We start from the raw sequence: 22,943 nt of genomic DNA on the forward strand, positions 1-22,943 counted from the left end.
TTGGTGGTGCTGAAAACAAATACCACGGCGGCTGGAATCCAGCCGAGTTCAGACTAACGCCTGTTTCCGATACATACAAATACAATCGAAGACAAGGCGCAGGCGCGGAGAGGGAGGCGCGGGCTCTGGCGAAACTCTTTTTCGTCAAGAAATGGCACGGAGGTGTGCGGACGAGCGCCGGTGTGGGTACTTCGTCGGCAAGCGTTTGACCGGGTCAGGCGTATGAACAATGCTTACCGTTCAGAAGGCAGGAAGTAGGAAGGCTCATCCTGCCAGTGCAAGCATTTCGTGAGACGCTGAACCCGTCAGGCTCGGGCCGCGAGGTGTCCGCGCGTCAGGCGGGCAGCAGCCGCACTGGGAGTGTCGCGGGGCCGTGGCTTCCGAAGCTGGCAATCCAATCGACGGTGGGTGAGAGCAGCTCAATGCCCTTCACCCGGGAGACGAACGCCTCCAGCGCGACGCGCGCCTCCAACCGGGCGAGCTGCGCGCCCAGGCAGAAGTGGATGCCATACCCGAACGTCAGGTGCTGGTTGCCCTTGCTCCGGCCCGGCAGGAACAGGTCGGGTTGCTCGAACACGCGCTCGTCCCGGTTGGCGGAGCCGATGAGCCCCAGCACGAGGCTTCCCGCGGGAATCCGCGTTCCCGCCAGCTCCACGTCCCGCGTGGCCATGCGGAAGCTGAGCTGCGAGGGGGATTCGTAGCGCAGCACCTCCTCTAGAAAGCGCGGCACATGGGCCCTGTCCGCCCGGGCCTGTTCCAGCTGCTCGGGCCGCCACGCCAGGGTCAACATGGCGTTGCCCAGCCATTGCGTCGTCGTGTCCATGCCCGCGGGCAGCAGCAGGAAGAGGAAGGACAGCAGCTCGTCATCCGAGAGCTTCCGCCCATCCACCTCCGCCTGGAGCAGCTCGCTCACCATGTCCCGCGCGGGATGACGGCGGCGCGCCTCGAGCACCTCCCTCAGGGCGAGCTTCATCTCCCGCACCACGGACCGGCACTCTTCCTGCTGCGCGGAGGTCACCGCGGAGGTGATTCCCGCCATGCCCTGCGACCAGCGCTTGAAGTTCGGAAAGAGACTCGGATCCAGGCCGAGCAGCTCCCCGATGATGTCGCGCGGCACGAGGTGGGTGAATACGTCGACGAGATCCACTTCGCCCTGCCGCACGGCGGCCTCGGCCAGATGCTCGCTCAGCTCGCGCACCCGGACCTCCAACCGGGAGAGCATCGGGGCGCCGAACGCCCGGGTGAGCAACGCGCGCAGCCCGGAGTGCACCGGTGGATCCTTCGTCAGCAGGGATTGCGCCACCGGATTGGGTCCGATCCAGGGCGGCTCCGCCGTCACCGCGAGGGCCTCGGACGAGAACGTCCGCGGATCCTTCAGGAGCGCGGAGGCTTCTTCGTAACGGGCCGCCGCGAAGGCCCCAAAGGGCTCGACGCGGCAGAGTCCTGGCTCGGCTCGCATCCGGGCGAACATGGCATGGCGCTCTTCCTGGGTGGTGGGCGCGAACAAGTCATACGTGACCAATGTGACCTCCGTGTGTCTTCGGGAGGGCATGAGAAGGGATCGCCCCCCGAGACTCCGGTGAGGATGTCACGGCGGCAGGGGGGCTTGTCATACCCTGCCCGGCAGGGGAGAAGGTGCCTTCCCAAGTCCTCTACAGGAGAAGTGAATGAGCAAGAGACCGATCCGGATCATCCAGTGGGGTTGCGGCCTGATGGGCCAGACCCTCATCCGTACCCTGCGCGAGAAGGGCGCCGAGCTGGTGGGGGCCATCGATCACAACGCGGCCCGCCGGGGCCGGGATGCGGGAGAGGTGGCCGGGCTCGGCCAGGCGCTCGGCGTGCGCATCCACCATCCCGAGGAGGCGGATGCCGTCTTCCGCGAGGCCCGGGCGGACGTGTGCATCCTGTGCACGCGCAGCGTCATGAGCGAGCTGGCCGGTGCCCTGCGTGTGGCCGCCAGCCATGGCGTCAACGCCATCACCATCGGGGAGGAGGCGTTCTATCCCTGGACCACCTCCCAGGAACTCACCAAGGAGCTGGACCAGCTCGCCAAGGCCAACGACTGCACCCTCACCGGCTCGGGCTTCCAGGACGTGTTCTGGGGCAACCTCATCACCGTGCTGGCCGGCGCCACCCACCGCATCGACCGCATCGTGGGGCTGACCCAGTACAACGCCGACGACTACGGGAGCGCGCTGGCCCAGAAGCATGGCGTCGGGCTCGACCTGGAGACCTTCGCGGCCAGGATTGGCGCCAGCAACTCGCCCTCCTATGTGTGGAATTCCAATGAGTGGTTGTGTGCCCAGCTGGGCTGGCGCGTGCGCGACATCCGCCAGCAACTGCTGCCCACCACCCACACCGGGACGCTGCGCTCGGCGAGCCTCGGCCGTGAGGTTCCCGCCGGGCATGCCACGGGCATGAAGGCGGTGGTGGTGACGGAGACGCACGAGGGGCCGAGCATCGAGACGCACTGCGTGGGCAAGCTCTACGCGCCCGGCGAGGTGGACCTCAACGAGTGGACGCTGCGGGGCGAGCCCGACACCACGGTGACCATCCGCCAGCCGGCGACGCCCGCGCTCACGTGCGCCACCGTGCTCAACCGCCTGCCCCAGCTGCTGGCCGCGCCCCCGGGCTTCGTCACCACCGACCGCTTCACGCCCGCCACCTACGTCACCCGCCTGGAGACGGAGGCGTAGGGCCCTCCCAGGTGTCAGACGACTCGTTGTGGGCCTCCTCCCAGGTGTCAGACGACTCGTTGTGGGCCCGGAACGGGTCCTCTGACACCTTCCCGGGACACCTTCCCGGGACACCTTCCCGGGGCGATATGCCAGAAGGAGGGACGAGGAGAAGCGGGGTCCATTTCGTCCCCCCGAGGAACACATGCGTTACTTCGAGGACTTCCAGGTGGGTCAGGTGCACGAACTCGGTACGTACGAGGTGACGCGCGAGGAGCTCCTGGCGTTCGCCCAGCAGTATGACCCGCAGCCCTTCCACCTGGACGAGGAGGCGGGCCGGCGCTCCATCTACGGGAGCATCATCGCGAGCGGCTGGCAGACCGCGGCCATCTGCCACCGGTTGCTGGTGCGCGCCGTGTTGGAGGACTCCGCCAGCATGGGCTCGCCGGGCCTGGACGAGCTGCGCTGGCTGCGGCCGGTACGGCCCGGGGACACGCTCTCCGCGCGCATCGAGGTGCTCGAGGTCTCGCCCTCGCGCAGCAAGCCGGATCGCGGCAGCGTCAAGACGCGCATGGAGGTGCGCAACCAGCAGGGCGAGGTGGTGATGACGGAGCTCGCCAGTGTGCTCTTCCGTCGCCGACCCACGACGACGTGAGCCGGCGCGGGGCCGGGCGCGTGGGGTGGACGGCTCGCGGGGGATGCGGTTGTCGGAACGAATTTATTTGGTGCGGCGCCTGGGGCGGAGTGGGGCGGAACCGGCGGTGCACGTGTCGGAATGGAGAGAATGGAAATGATTGATATCACGAGGTTGGGCAAGACGGGGGCGGAGGTGAGCCGGGTGTGTCTCGGGGCCATGACGATGGGAACCCTCATGGACAGGGACGAATCATTCCGCACGCTGGACCTCTTCGCTGGGCAGAACGGAAATTTCATCGATACGGCGAACTGCTATTCCTGGTGGGTCGGGAAGGGGGAGTACGTCGGGGATGAGAGCGAGGCCATGCTCGGGGAGTGGATGCATGCCCGGAAGAACCGGGAGCGGGTATTCCTCGCGACCAAGTTCGGCGCCCGCCTTCCCGACTCGCGGGCGATCCGCGACGCGGACGGAAACCCACGCTGGGCCGAGGTCCCATCGAACTACGAGGGCGCGTCGCGCCGGGTCATCCTCGGGGCGGTCCGGGACAGCCTCCGCCGGCTGCGTACCGATTATATCGACCTCTATTATGTCCATGTCGATGACCGCAAGACGCCGCTCGAGGAAACCCTCGGCACGCTGAATGAGCTCGTTGCCTCCGGCGTGGTTCGCCATCTTGGATACAGCAACGTCCGTACCTGGCGGCTCGAGCGGATACGCGCGCTCTGCGAGCGCAATGGCTGGGCACAACCGGTCGCGGTCCAGCAGGAGTATAGTTTCCTGCGGCCCGCCGCTGGCGCCAATCAGGGGGTCGCGGTTCATGCGGACGACGAGTTCTTCGATTATCTCGCGGAGAACCCCTCGATGACCCTGCTCGCGTACTCACCCTTGTTGAAGGGGATCTACGCGAGCAGGGAAAAGCGGCTCGGGTACTATAATTGGCACCTCTACGATACGCCGGATTCCGCCGCGCGCCTCGAACGGCTCGAGGTGGTGGGGAAGCGGTTGGGCATCGACGGCAACACCCTGGTGCTTGCGTGGATGCTGCACCGCAAGCCAGCGATCATCCCGGTCCTGGGCGGCAGCCGGTTCGACCATTTCCGGGAGAATCTCGCCGCGCTCGACGTCCGGCTCGACCGGGAAACGATGGACTACCTGGAGGGCAGAAGCGCATCGCTCTGACGCCATGCCATGGCTCACGGCGCCTGGCGCGCGGTGCCCGCATAGTGCTTGCGGTACTCCGACGGTGAGATACCCACTCGCCGTAGGAACGCGCGCCGGAGCGTGTCGACGTCGTGGAAGCCGCATTTCCCCGCCACCTCCTTGGGAGCCCACTGCCCGGACTCCAGCATCGTCCGGGCGGTGGCGATTCGGACCTGTTCCACCCACTCGGCCGGGTCGTGAAAGCGTCCGCATTCCCGACACCCAGCTCGTCCGAGACATCACCGAGCTTGTCCGAGACACCGAGTCGCCGCTGCTGTTCCACCACTCGAGCCGCGTCTACCATTTCGGTGCGTTGGCGGGTGTGCGGCGGGGCTTGAAGTTCGATCCAGAGCTTCTGTACGCGGGCGCGATGTTCCACGACATGGGCCTGACCCCTCGGTACTCCAGCCCGGACAAGCGCTTCGAGGTGGACGGCGCCAATGCCGCTCGCGATTTCCTGAAGAGCCGAGGGATCTCTCCGTCCGACCTCGACGTGGTGTGGACCGCGATCGCGCTTCACACGACGCCGGGTATTCCGGAGCACATGCATCCGGTGGTCGCGCTGGTCACCGCTGGCGTCGAGATGGACGTGCTGGGCCTGACCTACGCCGAGTACCCCGACGACGAGCGCGAGGCGGTGGTCGCCGCCCATCCCCGGACCGAGCACTTCAAGGAAGACATCCTTCAGGCGTTCTACGAGGGCATCAAGCACAAGCCGCGGACCACCTTTGGCAACGTCAAGGCGGACGTGATCGCGGACAAGGAGCCGCGGTTCGTCCGCGGCAACTTCTGCCGTGTCATTCGGGAATCGGCCTGGCGAGGGTAGCCTGACTCGCAGCCGACGATCGCCTCGTTACTGCTCCCCAGCGCTGATCGGCAGCTCGAGCGTGAAGGTGGCGCCCTGCCCGGGGCCAGGGCTGGAGCAGGTCAGCCGTCCATTCATCTCGGCGGCGGCCAGGGCGCTGATGTGCAGGCCGAAGCCGTGTCCCGTTTTCTTGGTGGTGAAGCCCTGGGTGAACATCCGCGCCAGGTTCTCCGGCGCGATGCCAACCCCATTGTCCACCACCACGATGAGCAGAGGGCCTTCCTCGGGTGCTCGCCTCACGTGGATTTCCAGCCGCTTGTCCTGGGTCACGCTGTCCACCAGCGCTTGCCTCGCGTTGCTCAGCAGGTTGATGAGGATCTGCAGCAGCTTGTGCCGGTCGACGTAGACGGGAGGCACCTTGGCGTAGTCGCGCTCGATGCGGATGCCCAGGCGCTCGAAGGAGACGGCGTGCAGGCGCAGCGCCTCGTCGATGAGCCGCGGCACCACCACCTGCTCCACGGCCCCCGCGGCCCTCGCGTGCTTCTGCTGCATGCTGACGATGGATTTGATGTGCTCGACACTCTCTGCCAGCGAGCGCATCTCCTGGATCAGGGCATCCCGCTCTTCCTGGAGCTGGCCGGACACGGCGATGAGATAGGCCGGCAGCTTCTGGCCCTGGGGATCCGCGGTGAGGAATGAGGCCATGTCCGTGGTGTGCTCACGCATCAGCTGGGTGGCCCTGGCCAGGCCCGAGACGCGTGATTGGCGGAGCCGGTCGGTGACGAGGTTGGTGGAGATGTTGACGCTGTTGAGGGTGTTGCCCACGTTGTGGAGCACGCCCGTGGCGACCTCGGCCATGCCCGCCTGCCGCGAGACGTCCACCAGGGTGCGGTGCATCTCTCCCAGCTGGGTCTCGGCTTCCCGGCGGGCGGTGACGTCGCGGCTGAAGAGGGTTACCCCCACCACCCGGCCGTCCCCGGCGGTAATGGGATTCATGCTGATGTCCAGGACGAGGCGGGGACCCCCCTCCACATACGTCTGCTCCAGGCGCAGGCGCTGGCCTTGGAGCACCTGGGCGAGGCGTGCCTCCCAGGCCTTGCGCTCCTCTGGTTTGTCATGATGGAAGAGCAGTTGTCCCGGCTCGAGCACGATGCCAGCGCGCTGCAGGTAGACGCGCCTGGCGCCCGAGTTCACGGTGAGCAGGCGTCCCTCCCGGTCCAGCGAGAGCACGAGATCGTCGGTGCTCTCGATGACGCTGTTGAGTCTGCTCTCGCTCTCCCGCAGCTCCTTGAGCGTCCGCTCGAGCGAGGTCTGCGCCGCCTCGCGCGCGGTGCTGTGCAGTGAGCCCAGGCCCCAGGCCCCCACGAAGGAGATGCCCGCGAAGAGGTGGATGAACCAGATGAACTCGAGGGTGATGGCGCTGGTGTCGATGCCGATATCCGCTCGGTAGAGCGGATGGGCCAGGCCCAGGGCCGCGAACAACAAGAGGGTGATGGACAGCCCCATGCGTGGCCCCACCAGGTACACCGCGAGGGCGGGCAGCATCATGTTGATGGCATGCGCGCCACCGATAGGATTCTTGTCCACGAAGCTGGAGCCCACCAGCCCGATGCTGATGGTCACCAACAGGAGCATGGCGGGTGGGGTGGACGTGGTGGTCCTGTGTGCCAGCAGAAGCGTCACCAGGTAGCCCAGGCCGGCGACGGTGGCCATGACCCCGAGTGGGAGACTGCCCTGGATGATGGACCACAGCAGGAACAGGGAGTTGAACAGCAGGAGGATGCAGGCGGCCCCGACCATCAGTCGGTGACGGATGAGGTCCGTGGGCGTGGCATTCCGCAGGGACTCCGAGAGCAGGGAGTCCAGTCGTGCCATGAGCCAGGGGCGGCGCCCGTGGGGCATGGAGGCCTGTCGAGAAGGCTCGGGAGGCGAGGGGACGAACGGAGACATCTCGATGGTGGGATGGTTCGCCATGGTTGTGGGGAAACAGTCGAGAGGGGGGGCTCGCGACGGGATCCGGGATGATTGTGCGCGGGGGGCGGGCTCTTCCCCAAATAGAACGCCGACCAGGCGAGGGGTGCACGGCCCCGCTGGGACCTGGAGTGTGTTCAGCAGCCGGGCAGGCAGGGCGGCGTGCGCCCTCGGCGCTGGGTTTCCCGCGAGGGAGGCCCACGCGTGAACTGGCAGCCTGGCAGGCCGCCCTCATCCCGGCCCAGGGGCCGGAGACGGGCAACTCCTGAAGGGCCGCTGGTGGTCCCCCGCGGCGACGTTCACCTGGAGCTTGCCGCCCTGGACGAAGCGCGGCTCGAGGTGGTTGTGATCTGGCTCATTCCCGGCGTGAGAGGCAGAGTGACTCGGGTGGCTCGGTCCTCTCCGGCAATCAGGCCCAGGGGGTCACGTCTGGCATCTCCGGCAGTTGCACTTCCTCCAGCAGCCCCAAGACGTACTACCAGCCCATCAACCCCATCCTGAGTACCTACGGCCTCACGCTGCGGACGGGCGGCGGCAGCTGGGCGTTCGTCTCGCGCTTCAACGGCAAGTGCATCGACGTACCCGACGCGAACTTCTTCGAGGGCGCCCAGGTCCAGATGTGGCAGTGCAATCTCACCAATGCCCAGCAGTGGACCTTCGTGGGCAACACCGTGCGGATCGGTGGCAAGTGCCTGGACGTGTCCGGGGCGGCGACGGCCAATGGCACGCCCATCCAACTGTGGACCTGCAACGGCACCGCCGCCCAGAACTTCACGCTGAACAGCGCGGGTGAGCTGGTCAGCCAGCTGGCCAACAAGTGCGTGGACATCAAGGACATCAACCCGGACAGCGGCGCCAAGCTGCATCTCTGGGACTGCCTGGGCATTTCCAACCAGAAGTGGGACTACCGCTAACATCTCGCGGCCAGGGGCTCCTGAGACATACGGGACCCCGGCTACGAGCGTGGCGAGGTGGTGCCCATTCGACCTGCCGATGGGACCGGGTGCATCCCGGTCCCATCGTGACGATGACTACTTAGGGGTCAGCTTGCGCAGCGCGCCGTCGCTGCCGCCCTTGACGTACCAGATGCTGCCGTCGAGCGGCGACACCTTCAGCGCGCGCACCGCACCGGTGTACACGCCGTTCGCGGCGCGGCCGTAGCGCTCGACGCCCGTGACGTTGTTGGTCGCCGGGTCGATCACCACGCGGTACAGCGCGATGGACGAGGTGGAGCCGAGCAGCGCGGAGCCCTTCCACTGCGGGAAGAGGTTGCCGTTGTAGAACGCCAGCCCGGAGGGCGACATGGAGTTGGTGGTGGAGAACCAGCCCCAGTACGCCGCCGGCGGCGTGAACTGCGGCGCGGTGTCGTGGCGCGGATACGGCTGGCCCGGCATGTAGGCATCGCCGTTGTAGTGGTTGCCGTTGCTCACCAGCGGCCAGCCATAGTTGGCGCCCTTGGTGATGAAGTTGAACTCGTCGCCGGAGGCGGGGCCCATCTCATTGAGCCACAGGTTGCCGCCGCTGTCGAACGCCAGGCCGTAGGGATTGCGGAAGCCCTTGGCCCACACCTGCCCGCGCACGCCGCCCAAAGACGCCTCGGGGTTGTCGCTGGGGGTGCTGCCGTCGAGGTTCAGGCGGATGATCTTGCCCAGCGCGCTGTCCGTCTGCTGCGCGACGTGACCGCGGTCGCCATTGGCGGCCGGGATGTCGCCGTCGCCGACGGCGAGGAAGACCTGCTGGCCATTCGGCGCGAACGCGATGCGCGCGCCCGGCTGGCCGCGGATCGAATAGCTCGACGGCTCCTGCCAGACGACCTGGAGGTTGGCGAGGGTCGCGGTACCGGCGCTCTCGTCGAGGCGCGCGGACGCCAGCGTGAGGTGGTTGTTGTTGTCCGCGCCCTTGGCCACGTAGCTGAACCACAGCTTGCGGTCCTGGGCGAAGGTCGGCGAGGTCGCCACGTCGTGGAGGCCGCTCTGGCCGCCACCACCGTTGGCGCCCACCGAGACCGGCAGGCCGCCGATGGACGTCTTCGCGCCCGCGGACGTCACGATGTACATGCGGTCACTCTTCTCGGTGACCACCACACGGCCGTCGGGCAGGAAGTCCAGGCCCCACGGGTTGTTGAACGTTGCCACGTCGGTGATGTTGAACGGCGCCGCGGGTTCCGTCTGGTTGCCGGTGATGCGCGCGTTGTACGACACGGTGGGTGCCGTGCCCGGCGCCGGCTGCTGCGGATCCGGATCGCCGCCCGGATCGGTCGGGTCACCGCCGCTGCCGGGGGCGTAGACCTCGAACTCGAACAGCGAGTAGCCGTACTGGGTGTTCTTCTGCGTGCCGTGCATGCTGACGTAGCGCGCCGAGACGGCATTGAACGAGATGTCTTCCGTGCCGCCCTGGCCGTTGGCGTTCGTGTACACGGTGGTCCAGTTGGTCCCGTCGTTGGACACTTGGATGGTGTAGACGGTGGCGTGCGCGTTCTCCCAGCGCAGCACAACGCGGCCGATCGACTGCGCACTGCCGAGGTCGACGGTGATCCACGAGGGGTTGACGAACTCCGAGCCCCAGCGGGTGTCCAGGCGGCCATCGTTGGCGTTGGCCGCCTTGAGCGCATCGGGGTTCTCGGTGCCGCTGGCGCTGATCGGCCGGTTCAGCGCGAGGTTGACCGGCGTGCTCTGCGCGAAGGCGCACGGGGTGGCGGTGAGGCCGGCCAGCAGCAGGAGCGAGTGTGGCACGCGACGCATGATGGAACTCCATGTTTAGGTTGAGTCGCAGGAAACCACGGTTGAGACAACGCGGTTTCCTTTCCCAAAACGGGCGAAAGCGCCGAATTGGGATGTCGGCCGTAATACCATGATTGAGGGGCGAGGGTGGCAATGAATTCACGAATTCACGAGGAACATAATTGCGCATGTTCCGAGAGGATTGGCCTCTCGATTCTCAAGAATGAATCACACCCTCAAACGGGCTGGAGGACTCGCGCTTCCTGGGTTTGCCACTCATCTGGAAGGTGCGTGCGTGTGTGGCGTCCGAAACAGAACTGATCGCGGTGGTCGGTGTGGGTATAGGTGTCGTAAACGCGCCTCTGCTGGGTGTGTTAGCGTACGTCTCGGCCCAGTAAGGATGCCCATGACCGAAGCGACCTTCTCCTCTGCCCTTCAACTGGTCGGCCTGTGGATCTACCCCATCAAATCCTGTGCGGGGATTCAGGTCTCGTCTGCTCGGGTCTTCCCTCAGTCCGGTCTGGCTGGAGACCGGGAGTGGGTCATCATCAACCGTGAGAACCATCAGGTCTGGATGGGTGAACTTCACCGGATGGCACTGGTTCAACCCAGGCTCGAAGGTGGCTCCATGGTGCTTCAGGCCTCGGGGTTCAGTGCTCTGACGGTCCCTGGTCAGCTGCCAGGAAAGCCCTGTCAGGTGGAGATCTGGAATGATGACGAAAAGGTCAATGAAACATTCTCCGGTCAGGATGCTGGAGATGAAGCCAGCGAATGGCTGACAGCCGTGCTGGGCCAGCCTCTGCGTCTGGTTCGACTCGGACAAGATGGCCTGACCCGCAAAGCCCTGATGCCCCTGCATGTCCTTTCCCTGGCTTCATTCAGGCAACTCAACCAGCGGCTCGCGGCTCAGGGGCATGCTCCGGTGGAATACGAGCGTTTCCGCCCCAATCTGGTGGTGGACGATGCGGAGCTCGCACCTTTTGTTGAAGAGGGATTTTCCAGCTTGCGGTGGAGTGAGGGGGCTCCAGAGATCCAGTTCTCAGGTCACTGTATTCGCTGCATCATGCCCAATATCAGTCCGAAAGATGCCACGGCGGACCGTGAACCGCTGGCCGCGGTGGCTGCCCTCAGCAGAGAGAGACAACAAAAGAACCCCATCTTTGGGGTTTATGGTCGAGTTCTGTCCGAAGGAGTACTGACCGTGGGGTTGCGCGGTCAGGCACGGTAAATCCTCTCGCGTCAACCGGTCTGGCCCTCCACGGTCTCGAGGTGTTTCAGGAGCGCCGCCGCGAGCGGGGGCACGACGGCGCGTGGAATCGCGTGCCCCATCCCGTCGATCGTCACCAGGGTCGAGCGCGGCAGGGTCTCCGCGAGGAACCGCGAGTTGGACTCGGGATTGGTGGGATCCTCCGGGGTGGTGATGACGAGCGTGGGCACGGTGACGTGAACGAGCTCCGCCCCCCGCGCCAGTCCGGAGGCGTCGGCCCGCGCGTGCGCATCCGAGGTGTCGTGACGGCCAGCGTGGGCGATGATGCGCCGCTCGAGTGCACGGAACTCCTCGGCGTCGAAGGGAATCTTCTTGCCGTTGAGTCTGCGCCAGTTTTCGACTCGCCATTCAATCTGTGCCTCGCGCTCACGCGGCTCGAACATGTGGCTCCAGAACGCGTACAGGTCCGGGTCGATGGGGGCTCGCGCCGTCACGTTGGCGCGGGTGGGAGCGCCTTCGAGGGCGGGCGCCCCGATGACCGTCGCGCTGAGCAGCCGCTCGGGATGCGCGACCAGCAGCCACTGCACCAGGAGGCCTCCCAGCGACAGGCCGACGACGTGCGCGCGTTCGATGCCGAGTGCATCGAGGATGGCCAGCGCGTCCTCGGCCATCCGGACCGCGGAGTAGGGGACCCTGTCGAAGGCCCAGGTGGAGGCTCCCGTATCCCGGTGGTCATAGCGGATGACCCGGTGCTCGCGGGCCAGGCGCTCGATGAGCTCGTCGGGCCACACCCGTCCCGAGACGGTGGAGCCCATGATGAGCAGAACGGCGGGTGCCTCCTCCGGACCTCGTGATTCGACCCAGAGCGAGACTCCCTCGGCGACCTCGACGAAGCGTTCCATGCTCCCAGCTTCGCAAGACGGTACCGAGGAGGAGTCCTTTTTTGCTATCCGGCGCGATCCAGGTGTTGCAGGTGACGCCGCGCTTTTTACAGTTCACTCGCGGTCGCTGTGGGTGCCGCCTTCACGCGCTGGGCTGGCACGTCCTCGTCCCCGGAGCCGCCCTCGGTGTACGAGCCCTTCAGGCTCACGCCCGAGATGGCCGTGTAGGCCTGGAGCTTCACGTAGTACGTGCCGGCGCTCGCCTGGGTGATGGAACAGCTCTCGTTGCTGTCCACCCCGTACGAGCCGCAGTCGTAGGACGACGCGGTGGGCGCGGAGCCGAACTTCACGTACAGGTCCGCGTCACCCGTGCCCCCGCTCGACTCGAACTTCAAGTGGCTTGCCCCCTCGGGCACGCTGAGCGTGTAGGTGCAGCTCCACTCCCCCGCGGCCACGGAGATGCCGGTGACCTCCACGCCGTTGGCGATGATGGACGTGCAGGGAGGAGGGGGCGGCGGCGCCGTGCCGTCCACGCCCACCGCATCCCAGGCCGCCGTCACGGCCGCCGCGTCATGGCCGAGGTCCGTCGCGGCCTGCGCGGTGTAGGTCTTCGCCTGGAGGAAGGTGGTGGAGGCCGTGAAGTAGTCCGTGTTGGCCTTGTAGAAGATGGCGCCGGCCTTCTGCACGCCAATCCCTGGCACGAGGAGGGTCGTCTTGCCGCGCGGGTGCGTGCCGCCCGTGGACAGCAGCTTGAAGGCCAGGTTGGGGATGCCCGAGTTTCGATGCACGCCCCCGGCGTCGGCCGTGCCCGTGTAGCGCTCGGGGTAGTAGTCCCTCGACGAGCCATCCTGCGTGGGGTTGGCCATGTAGCGCAGCGCATCGCCCGGCGTGGCCGGAGTCCAGATGTCGTCGCCGACCAGCCAGATGGGCGCGTCCGTGGACCAGCCCTTCGTCCAGCTCTCGCAGTAGGCGGCGAACATGTCGCTGAGGCTCTCGTTGAGCGCGCCGGATTCGTTGACGTAGAGGAGCGCGGACTCGTACTGCGTCACGGCGTGGGTCAGCTCGTGCACCGTGATGTCCCGCGACTTGCCCAACGGCCCCGACTCCACGCCATCGCCGTCGCCGTACACCATCTGGGTGCGGTTCCAGTAGGCGTTGTTGCTGGGGGCACTCCCCGTTCTGAAGTGGACCGAGCTCTTGATCCGCATGCCCTGGTTGTCGAGCGAGTCGCGGCCGAAATTCGCCTGGTAGCAGTCGTAGGTGGTGCCCAGGTGTTCGTAGTTCTCGTCGGCGTGGGAGTCACCCGTGGCCGGGTCCCCCTCGCCGCGCAGGAGCGTTCCCGGGAGGCTGGAGCTGTTGTTGGCCGAGTACACCGCCCGCTCGAGCGCCGTGTGGATGTCGCTGGTGCGGCCAAGCAGGGCGCCCTTCCTCGCGCTCAGGAAGACATGGTCGCGGATGGGCAGCTCAGGCCCATTGCCCGTCACCACCACCTCGTAGGCCAGCTCGAGTGGACCTTCCGCCTCGGGGCGGTAGTAGACGAGCCGGGTGCTCTCGGTGGCGAGCCCCGTGCCGCCGGTGGTGCTCAGGGCCAACCGGGTGGCCGCCTCCGCGGAGAGCGATGCCTCGGGGGAGACCTGCTCCCCGTCACGGGCGGAGCCGTTGACGGCGTAGACGAGGCCGGACTCGTTCGCATGGACGACGAGCTCGTGGCCCACCACGGGCAGCCCATTCTTCATCTGGGCATAGCGCACGTGGGTATGGCCGCGCTCGTCGATGCGGCTGCGCACCCTCACCAGGTCCGCCGCGTTCAAGCGGAAGACGGGCGCGATGCGCCCGAGCGCCTCACCCAGGTGTGGGGGGGCGTCACGCACCGCCAGTGCCCGGGGTGGCTGCCCCGTGGAACCGAACTCGCCCCGGACCATGAAGGGCAGGCCGTTGGCATGCGAGCCGAGCACCCGGGCGCCTGGAATCGCACTCAACGCGGCCTTCACGTCTGAGGGGGTGGGGAGGGCAACGCCGCCGTTGTTCTCCGGCGGCGTCGTCTCCACGTCTTCCACCGTGCATGCCGCGAGCGGCAGGGCGAGAAGTGCGGCGAGAATGCGATGACGAGTCAAGTAGGACCTCCAGCTCGGCGGTGACGAGGCGCCACCGCGCTCGAGCTGGATGCTGAGCAGGATACGTGCCGGACCCCTCCCATCCTCACGTCTCCAATGAGAGCCACATTCCGCTCGAAGACATACTGACGCCGGGAGGTGGTACTTCCGTGCGCGTGACGCGAAAACAAACTTTACACACACGCTTCGAATTTCATTGAAAACGCCGGGTTTCGCGCTCTCCCTCGCCCTGTCTCGAGTTCGGACGTTCGGGGTCTGATTGGACACCTGATCATGCATTCAAGGCTGGCTGTTCGAGTGGGCAACCGGCCGCGGCGGCCGGGACCGCAACAATTGCTGGGAATTGATTTTCAAGCAATTGAGAAGGCGGCGATTGGAGGAGATGCCTGTTTTTCCAATCACGCTGGGGTGGCCGCTCGCGAATACCCTTGCACCGCTCAGCGCACGCCCAGCATCACGGAGCGTGATTCCTCGAACTGCCCGGCGAGAAAGCCCATCAACGCGCGCACCCGCGGCACCTTCCGGGCCTCGCGCGAGGCCACGAGCCACACGTCCTCCAGGGGCAACTCCACCTCCGGGAGGACGGGCCGCAGCTCCGGATAGAGACTGGCCAGCGCACAAGGCAACACCGCTATGCCCTGGTGGGCGGCCACCGCGCCCGCCACGGCCACGGCCGCGTTGCTGCGAAAGACGAAGCGCCCGCTTCCCCACTCTTCCAACCAGCGGAGTTGCCGCATGCGCGAGAGCGCCGCGTCGAAGCCCACGACCGCATGCCCCGCCAGATCTTCCGGTGCGCGCAGGGGCGCGGCGCGCTCCAGGTAGCGGGCGCTGGCATAGAGCCTCCAGGCCAGCTGGCCCACCTTGCGCGCCACCAACGAGTCTCCCTTGGGACGTACGGTGCGCACGCCCAGGTCCGCCTCCTGGCGCGCCAGGTCCACCAGCCTCGTGTCGAGGGACAGTTCCACGCGCACCCCCGGGTGGCTCTCCCGGAAGCGCGCCAGCCAGGGATTGAGGAACGCCACGAATCCATCCCCGGTGGTCAGACGCACCGGGCCCTTGAGCTGCCCCTCTTCGTGCTTCAGCCCGCGCTCGGCGCTGTGGAGCTGCGACTCGATGGACGCGGCGGTGCGAACCAGCGCGCGGCCCTCGGGCGTCAACCGGACGCCCTCGGGGACGCGGGCGAGCAGCCGGGTGCCCAGGCGCCGCTCCAGCGCCGTCATCCGGCGGCCCACGGTGGAGGTGACGACGCCCAGCGCGCGAGCCGCCGCGGACAGCGAGCCGGCTCGCTCCACGGTGAGGAGGTAGCGGAGGTCATCCCAGTTCATTCAGTGGCCCTTGCATGGATGCAACACCCGTTTGCCCGTGTGGCGTGTAGCGCAACAGAGGGGTACCCCTGGTGTCAACGAGGGAGCCCGCGCCGGGCACCCGCATTCTCGGAGGTCCCATCCATGAAGACGGCATTCGTTACCGGCAGCACCGGACTGCTTGGAAGCAACCTGGTCCGCCTGCTCACGTCACGCGGAGTGACGGTGAAGGCGCTGGTCCGATCACCCGAAAGGGCCCGGAAGCTGCTGGCCGGCGTGCCGGTGGAGCTCGTCGAAGGGGACCTGGAGGACGTGGGATCCTTCGCGCCCGCGATGCGGGGCGCGGACGTGCTCTTCCACACCGCGGCCTACTTCCGGGACAGCTACAAGGGAGGCAGTCACGAGGCGGGGCTGATGCGCATCAACGTGGAGGGCACGCGTGCGCTGCTGGAGGCGGCGTACGGACAAGGCGTGCGGCGAGTGGTGCACACGAGTTCCGTCGCCGTGCTGGCGGCTCGACAGGGCCACCGCCTCACCGACGAGACGATGAGACGTGACGCGGAGCACGAGCCGGACGCCTACTACCGCTCGAAGATCCTCGCGGACCGAGAGGTGGACGCCGCCCTGGAGCGCCACCCGGACCTGCACGCCTCGCTGGTGCTGCCGGGCTTCATGAACGGGCCGGGCGACGCGGGCCCCACGGTAGCGGGACAGCTGGTGCTGGACTTCCTGCACGGCCGGCTTCCCGGCGTCATCAACACGCGCTTCTCCTACGTGGACGCGCGGGACGTGGCCGCGGCGCTGGTGGCCGCTGCCGAGAAGGGACAGCGAGGCGAGCGATACCTGGCGGCGGGCAGGGACCTGCATGTGGGCGAGGCGCTCGAGGTGCTCTCGTCGGTGGCAGGACTCCCGGCACCTGAACGCCAGGTACCGGACGCGCTCCTGGGCACGCTGGCGCTGATGAACGAGGCCTGGGCACGGCTCACCGGGCGTCCGGTGCTGTTGAGCTGGCAGAGCTTCCGCACGCTGCGCCGCGAGCGGACGAACGTGGCCTTCGATTCGTCCAAGGCCGAGCGGACGCTGGGCCTCCGCTTCCGGCCGCTCGAAGAGACCTTCACGGATACCGTGCAGTGGTTCACCACGAACGGGTACGTGGACCGGGCACGCCTGCCTCGACTCGTAGGGTCTGTCTAGACTGTGTCGGAGGGCCTGGGCCGCGAGGACAGGTTGCTGTGCCGCCACGCGGGCGCCAGGGAACTCGACTCAGAGTCCGTCGGGGTAGCACCATCCGGAGGTGTTATCGACCCCGCCGTTGGCGAGTGGGTAGGAGACATAGCCGAGTTCTTCTCCCTCGCCGCATTCCGAGCGGGCACGTGCGTAGCGGTAGCAGGTGCCACGGCCCGAGCGTGTCAGGTCGACACAAACGCCCCGCGCACCCTCGACGCCGCAGTACTCGGCCCAGTTGACGCTACAGGTCTCGCCGATGCGTGCCGGATCGAAGAGATAGCCGATGGGCTCCATGATCGACTGCTCGATGCACAGGCCATAGACGCCGCATACCGTGCCGCTCGGACAACCTGGATCCGCCGCCATGAAGTCGCACGTGGCAAGGCACTGCCGCGTGTCGTTGTAGGCGCTGGAGCAGGCGTAGCCGGGCGCGCAGTCCGTCGAGGCGAACTGGTCCTCGCTCGCCGCGGGTGTGTACGTGCACGCCTCGCCCTGCGTCTTGGTGCCCAGTGACTCCTCGATTGTTCCGTCGCTGCCCACGTTGTCGTCGGCGACGCAGGTGTGGTTCGGTGGGGTCGTGGTGGGCGATCCTTCGCGAGGATCGCAGCCGCCGTGGCGGGTCGTGTCCCACTTCGCGAACCGGATCCAACGGCACTCACCGCCCGCCACCGGCGCGGTTCCGGGGTACGGCACCCGGAGCGGCGGCGCGGCCACCGACTCGCGCAAGAGCACATTGCCGAGTGCGCCGACGGTCTGCTGGGGCGAGACCTTGCTCGCGAGCAGGAAGATGCCCGACTCGGCGACGAAGGTCTTCGCGGTCGGCGCACCGGCATCCTGGGTGCCATAGACGCATTGCTCGCACTTGAACAGGTTGGTGCCGCCGTTGGCCAGGTCATGACGCCCGAGGGCGGTGTTCACGTCCAATCGGATCTGCGCGAGATCCGCGCGCGCGGGATCCCCGAGGTTCGAGAACTCTCCGCGATATGTCGGCTGTTGTCCGTACGTCACGGGCGACAGATCGATGCCATTGCGGAGTTCGCCCAGGGTGATCTCCGTACACCCGGCGGGAGGCGGCAGCTGCAACGTCTCTTGCTCGAGTGCTTGTATGGGATCCTGCGTGGGAGCCGAAGCTTGTGTCTCCCGGCCACATCCCACTACCGCCGTCAGCAGAACCACGCCCCACCGCCACGCATTGGAGGATGCAACGTCGGCTCGACGGTACGTCATGTGACTTCTCCTATTCGCAATGTGGCCGAAATGTTTCAGCCATGCGGGAATATCCTGGTTCGCATGGATTACGTGGAGTAGTCAACACAATTGCCGACACATGAAACGAATGGGGGCGCTGCGAAAGTCTCATTTTCTCATGGCCGAAAAATGAGCCTGCCCCGATGACGTGGCTCTCCCACACTCAGTCCATCCAGGGCAGGCCGTCCAGCAGCTTCGCGCTGATATCGATGCGGGCCCAGCCCATGAGACTGGTAGAGGACTTGATGAGGTACCAGTTACTGGCTCTGGCCGCGGCGATGACGAGCACCTCCGTGTCAGGAGCGAGGTTGGCGACGACGGAGCTGTCCGTGAGGCTGCGCTGGAGGGGGAAGGACTTCATGACCTTGGCCTCCCGGCCCACCCCGTAGAGATCCTGCTCCACCTCCCGGAACTGGCCCTTCTTCGCTTCCAGCACGTACTTGTCGCGCCGATGCCAGAAGCCCATCCAATCGTCCACGAGCACGATGCCGTTGCCTCGGATTTCCATGTCCGGCAAGAACTTCCCCAGCTCGGTGAAGCTCTCCCTGCTCGGCCACGGCCCTGAACCGGCCGGTGCATGCTCCAAGCGTCACGCTGGGCCTGGGTGCGGTTCCACTTCCAGGTGTCAGACGACTCGTGGGGGGCGGAACGAGTCCTTTGACACCTTTCCGGGGGGAGTAGTATCACCCTTCCCACCTTGGAAGTGGTCAGCCTGAAGACGCGAGGGCATCTTGAGCCTGAAGGCGCTAACGATCTCCGAACTGCTCTCTGTATCGGAAGCACGGGTTGCCGACCAGTGGCAGAAGCTCCAGCCGCCCGGCGACGCCAAGGCATACCTTCTCCTGAGAGAGGCAGGCTTCTTCATCTGGCGAACAGGCCAGCTCTATCGCTTCGAGGACTATCTCGCATGCCCCTCGGCAGAGCATGCTGTCGATGTGAGAACCTCCTGGCGTGGCGAGAATGGCGAGGAGGCCAGCGGGGCCTGGCAGACTCTCTCTCGAATTGGCGACACCCTGCGAGCCGCGAAGAAGAAGAAACTCATCCAGGTCGCCAGGGCTCAGCTCGAATTCATTGCATCAACAGGCCAATGCGAGGAATTTCACGACTACTTGAAGACCTTCTACCGCAATCCTCCTCCAGTCATCGCCCGATTCGAGACGCGCGACGAGGCGGAAACCTGGTTGAGGAACCTCCCCGAGCCGCCGAGCAGCGCGTATATCCTGGTGGGGAATGAATATCTGGAGGTCTTCTATTCTCGTGAGAGAGGCGTGCGTGCCCTCCGACGCGATTACGCACTGGAACGATTCATCGAGGCCGTCACGTCACGCGGGTTGCCTGCCTCGGCGGCCTCGTTCGACACCCTCGCGGAGGCAGCGGTCTGGTGGAAGAGTCACCCTGTTCCGCCCCTGTCGGTCTTCGTGCAGATCGCGGGCGGGCACCATCTCGCGCTGTATCACAAGAAGATCGATTACCGCTCGCTGCACCCCATCTCCATCGTGGAAGACTGGAGGAGGGAGCAGGAGAGAATTGCAGCGCAGGAGAAGGCGCGGAGCAGGTGATTGTCCATTCCGGAAGCTGAACCTTTCCGGGAGATGCGGAGTGGAGGCGGCGGGACTCCAAGCCGCCGCCGACGACGGGCCAAGCCGTGCCCCGGAACTTCCCACGAGAGGAGATTCCGGGGCGGGGTGGGGCCTCAGCTCCAGTCGAAGTGGATGAAGCCGGCGTCAGGCTGGTTGCGGCGCTGGTAGGTGTGGGCGCCGAAGGCGTCGCGCTGGGCCTGGGTGACATGTTCTGAGCCTTCTGCCCTGGCTCATGCTCGGTGGACGCGGTGCCCAAGAGCAACGCGCACGGCGATCTCAAAATGAGAGCGGACTACCGCAGCAGTTCGATCCGATACTGGATCTGCTGCGTGGTGGGGGCGAACGGATTCATCTGCGATGAAGCCAATGTGTCGAACAGCTTTTGCCAGCGCTCCTGATGGAACCGGTTGTGGAACCAGGCGAAGTCCCGTTCCGCTGCGACAAGGCGTAGAAGCACAGGGTCCTTCTCGAAGAAGGCGAAGAGTTGCTCATCCTGCTCGCGCGAAGAAAAGAAATACAGTGCTGCCAATCCGCCAATACACCTGCGCCAGGTCTTGTCTGGAGAGCTGCGGCTCGGTAGGCTCACCTTGCAATCGTGCTGGATGATCTCCAGCGAGGAGTCCAGGGCCGCCGCGCCTTGGCTCAGGAGTGCCTTCTTCGCACGAACGGCGCGCTCATAGTTCTGGCACTCGGGGGGATTCCCTCGCGAGCACTGGGCTGCCTGCTGGGAGGTAGCCGGAAACTCCAGCGCGACCTCAATGAGTGAGAGATCCTCGAATATCTGTGAGTTGGGGCGAAAGCATGAGCAGAGGAGGAGAAGGCCTGCCCAACAAGCCTTCAAGCAAGAGTCTCGCGCGCCAAAGTGCATACTCATGGTCAGAACTTCTTCCACCCAAATTGTGCCGAGGTCTCAATGTCCTTGAGGCTGGTCTTGTTAAAGTTCACCTTCCCATTTGCCCCTTCGGCACGCACCTTGAAGGTTTCAGACCAGAGTCTAGCAAATTCCATGGTATTACATCCATAGAATTTGGAAGGCGTCTGATCGGCAACGATGGGAGCATTGGCGAACGCGAATTTCTTGACGAGTGCTCCATGTTTCGAGATGCCTGTTCGTTCTACGATCTCACCCATAACAGGACTGACCGCATCGTCCCCCTCGTGTCGAAGCGAGAGCCAGAGGTCGCCCGCTGCGTGCCCGAGGAACCACACCCGGCTGATACTCTGATCTGGATATGACCCCAACGCAGTCCAGAACCTATCCGCTGCGAAAAGTGAAGAAGCTCCCCACCAGTTGGTGATGACATTGATCTTCTTGGAGCCTGGCTTGGCGTACTTGGCTGCTTTCTTCTTTATGTAGTCGAGGTAGTCGGACGCGCCCTCGGCGATGACTTTTCGCGTGTGGTCGTATCTGGTTACATTGAGATCGCCATCCTGGATGTACTTCTCGATGAAGGAAGGTTCCGTTATGTCGTCGGCCCACCGGTGCTCGTAAGCTGGTCCGTAGACGTACCAATGGACCTGTTCATCTGAGCGGGAGAGCTGGCCGGACTTGGCCGCAGCCATGACCGGGTCGATATAGTTGTACCAGGCCTTGTCGTGAGCTGGATCATCTCCGTCGTACAAACCAGGACCACCGACGAGGATGATAAAGTGCCGCACTTTCATTTGAGCTCCCCCCATTCATGAGACCCACGATACCACAGGCCAGGAGGCACGGCGGCGCGACGGTATGAACGTCGATGGGTGGTGGTGGCGATTCTGGGTCTGCTGCGGTGTCTGGCTGGCATCGCCACCAGCTGGTCCCCAAAAGCAAACCGCGCCCCCTTGGTAGCAGGAGACGCGGCTTGTGGTGGCGGGCAACGTCATGTGGATAGCCGCCCCGGAACTCCCCACGAGAGGAGACTCCGGGGCACGGCGAAGCATCAGCTCCAGTCGGAGTGGACGAAGCCGGCGTCGGGCTTGTCTCGGCGCTGGTAGGTGTGGGCGCCGAAGGCGTCACGCTGGGCCTGGGTGAGGTTCTGCGGCAGCTCCGGGCTGCGGTAGCTGTCGAAGTAGGCGAGGCTCGCGCCGAGCACCGGCACGGGGATGCCCAGCCGCGTGGCCACTCCCACGGTGCGCCGCCACGCGGGCGCCATCTTCCCGAGCACTGGCGCCAGCCCGTCGGCCACCATCAGGTTCTTCAGGTCCGGCGTCTTCTCGAAGGCCTCGCGCAGGGGCGTGAGCAGCCGCGCCCGGATGATGCAGCCGGCCCGCCAGATGCGCGCCATCTCCGCGAGCGACACGTTCCACTTGTACTCCTGGCTCGCCGCCTGGATGAGGCGCAGGCCCTGCGCGTACGTCGCCACCCGCGCCGCGTACAGCGCGTCATGCGCCCACGCCGCCAGGTTCGCCTTCTCCTCCGCGCTGAGCGCCTCGCCCTGGGGCGCGGCCAGCACCCGGCCCGCCGCCACGCGCTCGTCCTTCAGCGACGACAGGTTGCGCGCGTCGAGCGCTCCGGCGATGGACGGCACCGACACGCCCAGGTCGAGCGCCACCTGCACCGTCCACTTGCCCGTGCCCTTCTGGCCCGCCTTGTCCAGCACCTGCTCCACCAGCGGCTTGCCCGTCTCCGCGTCCTTCTTGCGCAGCACCCGGATCGTCGTCTCCAGGAGGAAGGACTCGGCGATGCCCTGGTTCCACTGCTCGAAGAGCCCCGCGAGCGCGTCCGCCGACAGCCCGAGCCCGCGGCGCAGCAGGTCATACGTCTCCGCGAGCAGCTGCATGTCCGCGTACTCGATGCCGTTGTGCACCATCTTCACGAAGTGGCCCGCGCCATCCGGGCCCACGTGCGTGACGCACGCGCCCTCCTCGCTCCGGGCGGCGATGGCCTCGAGCACCGGACGCACCAGCGCGTACGCCTCGGCCGGGCCGCCGGGCATGAGCGAGGGGCCATGGCGCGCGCCCTCCTCACCGCCGGACACGCCCACGCCGAGGAAGTGCAGCCCCTTCTGCTTCCACGCCGCCTCGCGCCGCCGGGTGTCCTGGAACCAGGAGTTGCCGCCGTCCAGGACGATGTCCCCCGGCGCGAGCAGCGGCGCCAGGCGCTCCATCACCGAGTCCACCGGCGCTCCGGCCGTCACCATCATCAGGATGCGGCGGGGCCGCTCCAGCGCGCCCACGAAGTCCTCCAGCGCCGCGTGGCCCTGGAGGCTCGGCGGCGCGCCCTTGCGGCGCAGGTCGTCGAAGCGCTTGGGCTCGATGTCCCAGACGGCGACGCGGAAGCCCCGGTCCGCCACGTTGAGCGCGAGGCTCTGTCCCATCACCCCCATGCCCACCACGCCGAACTGCGCGAGGGGCTGTGTCGTCGTGCTCATGTTCTTGGCTCCGGTGTTCGC

20 protein-coding genes and 1 pseudogene are annotated in these 22,943 nt (G+C 66.2%); 8 read left to right on the forward strand and 13 right to left on the reverse strand.

The window, feature by feature from the left end; translation table 11 throughout:
• Positions 1-334: 334 nt before the first annotated feature.
• On the reverse strand, positions 335-1,522 hold the full coding sequence (locus F0U63_RS06120; protein ID WP_395844652.1) for a cytochrome P450: 1,188 nt from the start codon (positions 1,520-1,522) through the stop codon (positions 335-337).
• A gap of 145 nt (positions 1,523-1,667) precedes the next feature.
• Here F0U63_RS06120 and F0U63_RS06125 point away from each other — a divergent pair, with 145 nt between their 5' ends.
• The 3 genes from F0U63_RS06125 to F0U63_RS06135 all read left to right on the forward strand — a co-directional run bounded on the left by F0U63_RS06125 (position 1,668) and on the right by F0U63_RS06135 (position 4,491).
• Positions 1,668-2,696 (forward strand): dihydrodipicolinate reductase, encoded by a 1,029-nt coding sequence (locus F0U63_RS06125; protein WP_395844654.1) that lies wholly within the window; start codon positions 1,668-1,670, stop codon positions 2,694-2,696.
• A gap of 184 nt (positions 2,697-2,880) precedes the next feature.
• Positions 2,881-3,330 carry a MaoC family dehydratase gene (locus F0U63_RS06130; RefSeq protein WP_395844656.1) on the forward strand — a complete coding sequence of 150 codons (450 nt, stop codon included), beginning with the start codon at positions 2,881-2,883 and terminating at the stop codon, positions 3,328-3,330.
• Positions 3,331-3,465: 135 nt separating this feature from the next.
• Positions 3,466-4,491: an aldo/keto reductase gene (locus F0U63_RS06135; RefSeq protein WP_395844658.1), complete on the forward strand. Its 1,026-nt coding sequence runs from the start codon at positions 3,466-3,468 to the stop codon at positions 4,489-4,491.
• A gap of 14 nt (positions 4,492-4,505) precedes the next feature.
• Here the strand turns inward: F0U63_RS06135 and F0U63_RS06140 are convergent, their stop codons facing one another.
• Positions 4,506-4,694: a helix-turn-helix domain-containing protein gene (locus F0U63_RS06140; protein WP_395844660.1), complete on the reverse strand. Its 189-nt coding sequence runs from the start codon at positions 4,692-4,694 to the stop codon at positions 4,506-4,508.
• Positions 4,695-4,786: 92 nt separating this feature from the next.
• On the opposite strand from F0U63_RS06140, the gene F0U63_RS06145 reads away from it, so the two are divergent.
• On the forward strand, positions 4,787-5,338 hold the full coding sequence (locus F0U63_RS06145; protein WP_395848324.1) for an HD domain-containing protein: 552 nt from the start codon (positions 4,787-4,789) through the stop codon (positions 5,336-5,338).
• 27 nt (positions 5,339-5,365) lie between these two features.
• Here the strand turns inward: F0U63_RS06145 and F0U63_RS06150 are convergent, their stop codons facing one another.
• Entirely contained in the window at positions 5,366-7,291 is a 1,926-nt protein-coding gene (locus tag F0U63_RS06150; RefSeq protein WP_395844662.1) for an ATP-binding protein, read from the reverse strand.
• A gap of 569 nt (positions 7,292-7,860) precedes the next feature.
• Between F0U63_RS06150 and F0U63_RS06155 the strand changes: the two genes are divergently transcribed.
• A complete protein-coding gene (locus F0U63_RS06155; RefSeq protein ID WP_395848325.1) occupies positions 7,861-8,202 on the forward strand; it encodes a ricin-type beta-trefoil lectin domain protein in 342 nt (113 codons plus the stop codon).
• Positions 8,203-8,319: 117 nt separating this feature from the next.
• Here F0U63_RS06155 and F0U63_RS06160 read toward each other — a convergent pair whose 3' ends face one another.
• Positions 8,320-10,029: a PQQ-dependent sugar dehydrogenase gene (locus F0U63_RS06160; RefSeq protein WP_395844664.1), complete on the reverse strand. Its 1,710-nt coding sequence runs from the start codon at positions 10,027-10,029 to the stop codon at positions 8,320-8,322.
• A 385-nt stretch (positions 10,030-10,414) separates the two neighbouring features.
• Here F0U63_RS06160 and F0U63_RS06165 point away from each other — a divergent pair, with 385 nt between their 5' ends.
• A complete protein-coding gene (locus F0U63_RS06165; protein WP_395844666.1) occupies positions 10,415-11,236 on the forward strand; it encodes an MOSC domain-containing protein in 822 nt (273 codons plus the stop codon).
• An 11-nt stretch (positions 11,237-11,247) separates the two neighbouring features.
• Here F0U63_RS06165 and F0U63_RS06170 read toward each other — a convergent pair whose 3' ends face one another.
• The 3 genes from F0U63_RS06170 to F0U63_RS06180 all read right to left on the reverse strand — a co-directional run bounded on the left by F0U63_RS06170 (position 11,248) and on the right by F0U63_RS06180 (position 15,535).
• The gene (locus F0U63_RS06170; protein WP_395844668.1) at positions 11,248-12,117 is read right to left on the reverse strand and encodes an alpha/beta fold hydrolase; all 870 of its coding nucleotides are present in this window, start codon (positions 12,115-12,117) and stop codon (positions 11,248-11,250) included.
• An 86-nt stretch (positions 12,118-12,203) separates the two neighbouring features.
• Positions 12,204-14,210, reverse strand: coding sequence for a M4 family metallopeptidase (locus F0U63_RS06175; RefSeq protein ID WP_395844670.1), 2,007 nt, complete (start codon positions 14,208-14,210; stop codon positions 12,204-12,206).
• Between the two features lie 437 nt (positions 14,211-14,647).
• On the reverse strand, positions 14,648-15,535 hold the full coding sequence (locus tag F0U63_RS06180; protein ID WP_395844672.1) for a LysR family transcriptional regulator: 888 nt from the start codon (positions 15,533-15,535) through the stop codon (positions 14,648-14,650).
• A gap of 123 nt (positions 15,536-15,658) precedes the next feature.
• Between F0U63_RS06180 and F0U63_RS06185 the strand changes: the two genes are divergently transcribed.
• Positions 15,659-16,708, forward strand: a complete 1,050-nt coding sequence (locus F0U63_RS06185) for an SDR family oxidoreductase (RefSeq protein WP_395844674.1) — start codon at positions 15,659-15,661, stop codon at positions 16,706-16,708.
• A 69-nt stretch (positions 16,709-16,777) separates the two neighbouring features.
• On the opposite strand, the gene F0U63_RS06190 is transcribed toward F0U63_RS06185, so the two are convergent.
• Both F0U63_RS06190 and F0U63_RS06195 read right to left on the reverse strand, forming a co-directional pair.
• On the reverse strand, positions 16,778-17,968 hold the full coding sequence (locus F0U63_RS06190) for a hypothetical protein (RefSeq protein WP_395844676.1): 1,191 nt from the start codon (positions 17,966-17,968) through the stop codon (positions 16,778-16,780).
• 184 nt (positions 17,969-18,152) lie between these two features.
• Entirely contained in the window at positions 18,153-18,497 is a 345-nt protein-coding gene (locus tag F0U63_RS06195; RefSeq protein WP_395844678.1) for a hypothetical protein, read from the reverse strand.
• Between the two features lie 223 nt (positions 18,498-18,720).
• Between F0U63_RS06195 and F0U63_RS06200 the strand changes: the two genes are divergently transcribed.
• Positions 18,721-19,548, forward strand: a complete 828-nt coding sequence (locus tag F0U63_RS06200) for a hypothetical protein (RefSeq protein WP_395844680.1) — start codon at positions 18,721-18,723, stop codon at positions 19,546-19,548.
• Positions 19,549-19,682: 134 nt separating this feature from the next.
• Here F0U63_RS06200 and F0U63_RS06205 read toward each other — a convergent pair.
• The 4 genes and pseudogenes from F0U63_RS06205 to gndA form a co-directional block, all read right to left on the reverse strand.
• Positions 19,683-19,778, reverse strand: a pseudogene (locus tag F0U63_RS06205) (hypothetical protein); the annotation flags it as partial.
• 83 nt (positions 19,779-19,861) lie between these two features.
• Positions 19,862-20,443: a hypothetical protein gene (locus F0U63_RS06210; RefSeq protein WP_395844682.1), complete on the reverse strand. Its 582-nt coding sequence runs from the start codon at positions 20,441-20,443 to the stop codon at positions 19,862-19,864.
• 2 nt (positions 20,444-20,445) lie between these two features.
• Complete coding sequence (locus F0U63_RS06215) at positions 20,446-21,234, reverse strand: hypothetical protein (protein WP_395844684.1); 789 nt, start codon at positions 21,232-21,234, stop codon at positions 20,446-20,448.
• A 257-nt stretch (positions 21,235-21,491) separates the two neighbouring features.
• Positions 21,492-22,922 carry an NADP-dependent phosphogluconate dehydrogenase gene (gene gndA, locus F0U63_RS06220; protein ID WP_395848326.1) on the reverse strand — a complete coding sequence of 477 codons (1,431 nt, stop codon included), beginning with the start codon at positions 22,920-22,922 and terminating at the stop codon, positions 21,492-21,494.
• Positions 22,923-22,943 lie beyond the last annotated feature (21 nt).

This window comes from Cystobacter fuscus (assembly GCF_044360685.1).
Classification (GTDB): domain Bacteria; phylum Myxococcota; class Myxococcia; order Myxococcales; family Myxococcaceae; genus Cystobacter; species Cystobacter fuscus_C.

Excerpts from the sequence above, each read along its gene's own strand:
- F0U63_RS06125 (WP_395844654.1), top strand. The coding sequence starts at position 1,668 with ATGAGCAAGAGACCGATCCGGATCATCCAGTGGGGTTGCGGCCTGATG.
- F0U63_RS06130 (WP_395844656.1), top strand. The coding sequence starts at position 2,881 with ATGCGTTACTTCGAGGACTTCCAGGTGGGTCAGGTGCACGAACTCGGT.
- F0U63_RS06135 (WP_395844658.1), top strand. The coding sequence starts at position 3,466 with ATGATTGATATCACGAGGTTGGGCAAGACGGGGGCGGAGGTGAGCCGG.
- F0U63_RS06150 (WP_395844662.1), bottom strand. The coding sequence starts at position 7,291 with ATGGCGAACCATCCCACCATCGAGATGTCTCCGTTCGTCCCCTCGCCT.
- F0U63_RS06160 (WP_395844664.1), bottom strand. The coding sequence starts at position 10,029 with ATGCGTCGCGTGCCACACTCGCTCCTGCTGCTGGCCGGCCTCACCGCC.
- F0U63_RS06165 (WP_395844666.1), top strand. The coding sequence starts at position 10,415 with ATGACCGAAGCGACCTTCTCCTCTGCCCTTCAACTGGTCGGCCTGTGG.
- F0U63_RS06170 (WP_395844668.1), bottom strand. The coding sequence starts at position 12,117 with ATGGAACGCTTCGTCGAGGTCGCCGAGGGAGTCTCGCTCTGGGTCGAA.
- F0U63_RS06180 (WP_395844672.1), bottom strand. The coding sequence starts at position 15,535 with ATGAACTGGGATGACCTCCGCTACCTCCTCACCGTGGAGCGAGCCGGC.
- F0U63_RS06185 (WP_395844674.1), top strand. The coding sequence starts at position 15,659 with ATGAAGACGGCATTCGTTACCGGCAGCACCGGACTGCTTGGAAGCAAC.
- F0U63_RS06190 (WP_395844676.1), bottom strand. The coding sequence starts at position 17,968 with ATGACGTACCGTCGAGCCGACGTTGCATCCTCCAATGCGTGGCGGTGG.
- F0U63_RS06195 (WP_395844678.1), bottom strand. The coding sequence starts at position 18,497 with ATGGAAATCCGAGGCAACGGCATCGTGCTCGTGGACGATTGGATGGGC.
- F0U63_RS06210 (WP_395844682.1), bottom strand. The coding sequence starts at position 20,443 with ATGAGTATGCACTTTGGCGCGCGAGACTCTTGCTTGAAGGCTTGTTGG.
- F0U63_RS06215 (WP_395844684.1), bottom strand. The coding sequence starts at position 21,234 with ATGAAAGTGCGGCACTTTATCATCCTCGTCGGTGGTCCTGGTTTGTAC.
- gndA (WP_395848326.1), bottom strand. The coding sequence starts at position 22,922 with ATGAGCACGACGACACAGCCCCTCGCGCAGTTCGGCGTGGTGGGCATG.